Here is a 7231-nt window from a genome sequence, read left to right on the forward strand (position 1 = left end):
CCGTTAGCGTCGCTGGCATACATACAGTACGGGGCCGGCGCGCCGGCTATGAATATCCAATTGTATACAAACATGGCGTCGCTGACATCCACCGAGCAGTCGGTGATTGTCCGGGAAGTCCTTGACTTTAACAGGTAAACCTGTAACCTGAGTTTCTGCGGTAACTGCCGTCTTTGCGAAACATCATCTTCTCGGAGATAAACTCCCGTCTCACCCAGCAGTAATCATCGTAATAGCGTGTGATAATGTCGTTGACCTCATCTTCCGAGTAAACCTGGTTGAGCTTGAAGCTTTCGAGGATGAATTCGAGGATATAGCGACGTTTCTTGCGCTGAACCGGCATCGTCCCGAAACGGCCATCCTTCATGAAGCGCCCGATCACTTTCTCGGCTGGATTCATGCTTTTCTGGTTGGAATGCTTATCCAGCCAGGCGATCAGATCGGACTCGCGCACCCGCCAGTCCTTGCCGATTTTGTACCCCGGCAATTCGCCATGCTGAAGCTTGCGGGCGATCACCTGCACGTTCATCTTTAACAATTCAGCTACCTCGGCTGTGGTGTAAAACTTCAGCTCCGTCCTACCTTTATTTGTGCTCATAACACCGCCTTTATCTGCATTTATAAATACTTTCGGCTTTATTATAGTATAATTTAGTATAATAACGTAGTATTTAATACTATTGTTTGATTTTTGCAAGTAATTTGTTCATTTTCTCGCAGTTTTCTTGAACCTTCTCCACGATATCATGCGGATGCATCTATCAACAATATAATTGAGCTGATTTTATTGCAAGCAATCGAAGTTCAAACAAAGAATTTGAACATTTTCGTCTGTGGCTGAAACTTTCTCGCCCGATTCAGCGTACACAGAGACATAATTCAAAGGAGTGGTAATGAAACGACATTATGTAAGTACTTACATAATGGTGGCCGTAGTATTATCTCTGACCGCACCACTGACAGCAAATGTCAGTTTCGAACCGGTCTTCAACCCGCACATGACTGCCAGCCCGACATCCGAAAAAATCTATATCGACGGTGACCTGAGCGACCCGGGATGGCGTCTGGCGACACGGGCCGACCAGTTTCACGAGCGCAATCCGGGAGAGCTTCTCGAACCGCCTGTCAGGACCGAGGTCTATGTGACTTACGATAAGGACAACTTTTATGTCGCTTTCGTCTGTCACGATAATCCCGATGAACTGCGGGCCACGATGTGCCAGCGTGACCAGTTTTACAACGACGACTGCGTCTGCCTGCTTCTGGACACCTATTCAGAGGGTGCCTGGGCCTATGAATTTTTTGTCAATCCCTATGGTATCCAGAAGGATAAGCTGTGGTCATCGGTAGCTGGTGAAGACGAAAGCTTCGATCTGATCTGGCAATCCTCGGCTATGACCACCGACTCTGGATATCAGGTGGAGATGGCAATCCCCTTTTCGAGCCTCCGTTTCCCCGGCAAAAGCGAGCACAACTGGAAAATCGATTTCTGGCGCTCGAGGCCACGGGAAAGCTTTTATCAGTATTCATGGGCGGCCTATACGCGCGATGAACATTGCTGGACCTGCCAGTGGGGTTCGATCGACGGCATCAGGCAAGTCAACTCCGGTCATGGATTGGAGCTGCTTTCAACGCTGGTTGCCAATCAATCGGGAAACCTCAATGATAAATACGATCCCAATTCCGGTTTTTCAAACAGTGATGTACTGGGTGAGTTCTCACTTGCAGGCAAGTACAACATATCTTCGAATATGTCTGCCGAAGTGACCTACAATCCGGATTTCAGCCAGATCGAGGCCGACGCTGCCCAGATCGATGTCAACACAACCTTTGCACTTTTCTTTCCGGAACGTCGCCCATTTTTCCAGGAAGGCGCGGACCTGTTTCGAACGATGTTCAATTCATTTTATACCCGTACGATCAACGACCCAAAATTCGCCGGCAAGCTGATTGGCAGAAGCGACAAGACCAGCTATGCGTTCGTGAGCGCGTTCGATGAGAATTCGCCATATACAATTCCCCTGAGAGAGGGTACCATCACTCTCAACTCAGGCAACAGCTTCGTCAATATACTGCGCGCTTTTCACTCTGTGGGAAGCAATTCGCATATCGGATTTTTCGCCTCCGACCGTCGCTACGAGCAGGATGGTTCCGGGACAATTGGAGCATTCGATATGGACCTCAGGCTGACAAAGAACATCGGCATCGAGGGCCAGTATATACTCAGCCACAGTAAGGAGCCGGACGATACCCTGGAAACCTCGGATTTTGATGATATGACTTTCGATAACGGCAATCACACTGTGGCTTTCGACGGCGAATCCTATTACGGTACTGCTATGGTATCTCATATTCATTTTCAGAACAGAAACATCTATGCCCAGATCGGCTACAACCAGATCAGTCCGACTTATCGCACACAGACCGGCTATGACCCGATTAACAGCCATCGCACAGGATCAGCTTTTACAGGCTATACATTCTTTCCCCAAAAAAGCATTATCACCAGGCATGGTCCCAGTTTCAATTTCTTCAGGCGCTGGGAGTTTGACGGCCCGATACGTCTGACCAATTACAATGTGGAGTACAATGCCAGTTTGCGGATGTTTCAGACTAATGTCGGCATGGGATATGAGAGAGGCTCGGAAGTCTGGCTGGGTCAGCAATTCGAAGATCTTTACAACCTGAGGTTCTGGACCCGAAGTCGTTTGTCAAGTCGCCTGGCGTACAGCTTCTTCGCGCGCTATGGTCACGGTGTGGCTCGCTATGATATGGATATCGGACAAGAGACCTCATTCGATTTAAGTCTATACTTCAAACCGACAGACCGGATCATCATCGAACCCGGCATAGAATTCGCCCAGAGCAAAGATATAGAAACCGATACCGAATTCTACCGTGGCTATATATTCAGATCGAGACTTCAGTACCAGGCCAACCGCCAGATCTCAGTCAGGCTGGTCACCCAGTACAACGACTTCCGAGATCGCTGGGATATCGATCCCCTCCTGACTTATCGTATTAATTCGTTTACTGTTTTCTACTTCGGTTCAACTTATGATTATGACAATCTCGAGGATGAAATCGACAATAAGAAAGGCTGGCATATGTCATCGAGGCAGTTCTTTATGAAAATACAATATCTATTGCATGTCTGAGTAAATTCCTCTGTTTCTTCCACTGAATAGAGGATCTCTCCTCCGCTCTCAAAAGCAGACGGCCTGCCCCCAAAAGGCGGGCCGTTGGAATTTCCGGCACCTACATAGCTCAACTGCTCGATAGCACTTGACAAATTGTACTTTAAAATATAGAATTATTCCGTTACTCGCAATCGTAATGGGTGTGGTTTTTTGATTATACTGATAATAATACTCATGGCGCTATCGCCATTTGCCTCAGCAGCCAAACTGCATATCGACGACGGTAAGGACACGGCCTATCTGCCTTACAGGTATGTCGAGGACATCAGCATAATTGTCAGTAGAAAAACTGGTTTGGTTAATAATGCAATGCATTGTGATCTGAGCCCGGATTCAAACGGGAACTACAAGTTGATCACCGTGAGAAACGGCGAAGGCTATGAAGGTGATCCGGCCATTTTCACCGAATATCACTATCCAAACCGCAAAGTCGTAGATGATAACGCGGTACGGTTGACGATCGCAGATAATGAAATGAGTTCCGAGATAGTCGAGGGTATAAACGCGGTAATCAGTATCGGTTATCAAAAGGATACGGCCTGGATAGTTAAGCTCTACACAGTTCCGAATGAAATTGAAAAAAGAATCCTGATGATAGGCAAGGACGGTACCGGTGATGGTAAGTGGATTCCTTTTATGCGAATTGAGCTATTTGAGGATTACGATTACGACGGAGTAAAAGAAATCTTCGTATCGATAGGCTCCGGACGGGAACATACTCCAAATTACCTCTTTTGCATTAACTCAGAGAACTTAGTGATTGAATGGATGCTTGAAGTTTCTTCCAAACTCCTATCCGGCTCACTATACAGTTGTCGTGATTCGTTAAATCCCGCGGTAATATTCCATACAATTAATCCCATGCACGGGTACACGGCCAGTATTTACGATGACAGATTCAGGTACTTATCCAAAGTAAACAGCTCTGGCGAAGTCGTAATCAATAAGATAATCTCAATAAACGCAAATCCAACCAGGTTGATTCGAGCCGAACAAACCAATCAATACTATATGCTTCATTCCCTGCCTATGACCAATCCAGATTCGATATATAGCTACTACAGTCAAGTGGATCCCGAAGAACTGGAATCCGACAGAAACTACATCTCTAAAATTGACAATGATCTTAATCTGGTTTCTTCTACAACCGTAAGAGAGATTCCAAGTTTTATTATGCTTCACTCTTTAAACTCTGAAACAAGGCCAAGATTGTTAGTCCAGTTTACAGAGAAATATGTCAGATCATATACGACCGATCTTGAGTTTATTGCAGAATCCGATCCGATATCTTTTTATCTAGATATAATCGGGACAATCGATATACCCGGCCACGAAAACGCATTGATTCTCTCCAAAGGAATCTATACAAATGATTTTAAACAATTGCTTTATTTCCCGGATAATTTTTCAAAATTCATCCAGCTCGAACCTATCGAGAAAACCGGTGGGCTCCATCTGATTCTGACCAATGGTTCGAAGTATTCCATAGGTCGCATAGAAAAAAAGCCCTTTCGCCAGCAATTATCTGTTTTCTACCATAATAACCAGATCTATATTATGACGATCATATCCGGTCTTTTTATGGGTCTGCTGGTCATGAACTTCTACCGCAGTAAAACCAAACGCAACCTGGTCACAATTCGCGATCAGAAAATGGAACTGGACAAGACCTACCTCAAGCTTCAAGAAGCCCAGGCAAAGATAATTGCGCAGGAAAAATATCGCCAGGCGCAGGATATCGCCGGAGGATTCGCTCATGAGATCAGAAATGCCCTCTCCCCGGCCCGCAATGCTTTGAGCAAATTGATCGAAACCGATTCTTCCAGGTCTTCAGATCCGGCTATGACCCAGAAACTGGCGCGGTTTTCTGACAACGCAGTTGAACGTGCGCTGAAACTGACCCGTGCTATCTCACAGTACACAAAAATCGAGGATATCCACAATCCGGAGGCGGTCGACCTGAAAAACGTAATTGAAAAGACCCTGGAGATGAATCATCACCGTATTAAAAGCCAAAAGGTTAAAATAAATGTGGATATCGACTTTCCTGCAATAGTAACAGCAAATACCGACCAGCTCCAGATCGTGTTCAATAACCTGCTTTTGAATTCGCTGGATGCCTTGACAGATAGCGAAAACGCGGATATATTGATCGAGACACATGTCGATGGACAAAACGTAGAGGTTTCATTCAGGGATAATGGCTCTGGAATCCCGCCGGATTCATTAGAGAGAATTTTCGATGTATTCTACTCGACAAAACCCTCCGGCGGAACCGGAATCGGCTTGACTATGGTAAAGAAAATCATAGAAACCTACGGAGGCTCAATCTCCGTCGACAGCAAACTGAATGAGTTTACAGCTGTCAGGATACTGCTAAAGAAATACACTGATTGATTACTTTCAAACTGGACGATTCTATGGATTACAGAGTACTTATTGTCGATGATGATTTACAGGTCCTGGAGGGGTTGGAGATCCTTCTCATGGATTCATTTTCAATCATCCGGGCCGAAAGCGGTCAGCATGCGGTCGATGTCATAAAATCGGACGACTCGGTCGCGGTGGTTGTGATGGATATCAAGATGCCGGACATGGATGGTATCACTTCGGCGCGGGCGGTAAGGAACCATAATCCTGATATACCGATCATCTTTCATACAGGTTATCCCGGCCAGTATTCCGAGGATGAAATCGAGGCCGGCGAGAAACCTTACGATTATATCGAAAAGGGCGAATCGAGTATCAAGCTCACACGCGCGGTCAGAAACGCTTACGAGACATTTGTGTCAAAAAAAGAGACCGGACGGATTTCGCAGATAGCTGAAAAATCCTACGGTATGACAGGCAAATCAGTAGCGATGCAAAAGATCTACACATTGATAAGGAAGACGGCGTTGAGCGATACCAAGGCGATGGTTTTGGGTGAAACCGGTACCGGCAAGGAACTGGTAGCCCGCGCGATCCACAACCACAGCTGCCGTAGTGACAATCACCTGGTCATCTTCAACTGCAACCACAGACCACCCGACCTGGTCGAATCGGAACTGTTCGGCCACGGCAGGGGAGCGTTTACCGGAGCGGTGTCCGACAAGATCGGTTTGTTCGAATACGGCGACGGCGGTACTGTTTTTCTGGATGAGATAGGTGATCTGGATATCACCACGCAGGCCAAGATACTGAGGGTGATAGAATCGGGCGAATTCCAGACAGTCGGCAAAACACCCTGCCTGAAGAAAACTGATGTCCGTATCATCTGCGCTACCAATCATGATCTCGAACAACTGGTAGCCGAGAATAAGTTCCGCGAAGACCTCTATTACCGGCTCAAGGGTGTGGTGATTCACCTCCCGCCTCTGCGTGAGCGCAAGGAAGATATCCCCCTGTTGGTGACAAAGTTCTGCGACCAGATCACGGTAGAACAGGATCGGATGCCGGTATACTTCGATCAGAGTGCATTAAATGTTCTGCTCGATTACAATTGGCCGGGCAATGTCCGCCAGTTAAAAGACACGATTGAAACGCTTATCACCCTGGCTGATTCGGATATTATTTTCGGCAGCGATGTCGAGGAATATCTCGGCCACGAGTTAATTGAAAATGAATCCAGTCAAAAAGGTACAGGGCTGGCCGCACGTACCCGCGAATTCCGTCGCAACTGCATTATCGAGGCGATGCATGAGGCTCGGAACAACACCAACGCCGCCGCCCGCCTTTTGAAAGTCGACCCCGCCAACCTGCGCAAATGGATCAAGAGCTTCGGGATCACAACATCCTGAACAGATATGATCCGTCGCTATTGACCGAATCTACACAATTTCGTATTTTCTTGACATGGCTAAAGCGTCGTCACAACAGGTCTATGTCTGCCAGAACTGCGGGGCGGTCTACTCCAAGTGGATGGGGCGCTGTTCATCCTGCGGTGAATGGAACAGCCTGACCGAGGAAAAACAGCTCCAGACTAAATCACGCTTAAAATCCCGGTCCGAGAAACGCAAGGTCACCACCTACCGCCTGTCCGAAATTGAAGG

General features: G+C 47.0%; 5 protein-coding genes. 4 read left to right on the forward strand and 1 reads right to left on the reverse strand.

Going from position 1 to position 7231, the window contains the following annotated elements; all coding sequences use genetic code 11:
- Nucleotides 1-127: 127 nt before the first annotated feature.
- A complete protein-coding gene (locus GF404_07915) occupies nucleotides 128-598 on the reverse strand; it encodes a DUF2087 domain-containing protein (protein MBD3382107.1) in 471 nt (156 codons plus the stop codon).
- Nucleotides 599-893: 295 nt separating this feature from the next.
- Here GF404_07915 and GF404_07920 point away from each other — a divergent pair, with 295 nt between their 5' ends.
- The 4 genes from GF404_07920 to GF404_07935 form a co-directional block, all read left to right on the forward strand.
- Nucleotides 894-3158, forward strand: coding sequence for a hypothetical protein (locus tag GF404_07920; protein MBD3382108.1), 2265 nt, complete (start codon nucleotides 894-896; stop codon nucleotides 3156-3158).
- A 192-nt stretch (nucleotides 3159-3350) separates the two neighbouring features.
- Nucleotides 3351-5597 (forward strand): GHKL domain-containing protein, encoded by a 2247-nt coding sequence (locus GF404_07925; protein MBD3382109.1) that lies wholly within the window; start codon nucleotides 3351-3353, stop codon nucleotides 5595-5597.
- A 23-nt stretch (nucleotides 5598-5620) separates the two neighbouring features.
- Nucleotides 5621-6979, forward strand: coding sequence for a response regulator (locus GF404_07930; protein MBD3382110.1), 1359 nt, complete (start codon nucleotides 5621-5623; stop codon nucleotides 6977-6979).
- Between the two features lie 55 nt (nucleotides 6980-7034).
- Nucleotides 7035-7231: DNA repair protein RadA (locus tag GF404_07935; GenBank protein ID MBD3382111.1), on the forward strand; the 197-nt coding region annotated here is incomplete at its 3' end.

The organism is Candidatus Zixiibacteriota bacterium (assembly GCA_014728145.1).
GTDB lineage: Bacteria > Zixibacteria > MSB-5A5 > JAABVY01 > JAABVY01 > WJMC01.

Excerpts from the sequence above, each read along its gene's own strand:
- GF404_07915 (MBD3382107.1), bottom strand. The coding sequence starts at position 598 with ATGAGCACAAATAAAGGTAGGACGGAGCTGAAGTTTTACACCACAGCC.
- GF404_07920 (MBD3382108.1), top strand. The coding sequence starts at position 894 with ATGAAACGACATTATGTAAGTACTTACATAATGGTGGCCGTAGTATTA.
- GF404_07930 (MBD3382110.1), top strand. The coding sequence starts at position 5,621 with ATGGATTACAGAGTACTTATTGTCGATGATGATTTACAGGTCCTGGAG.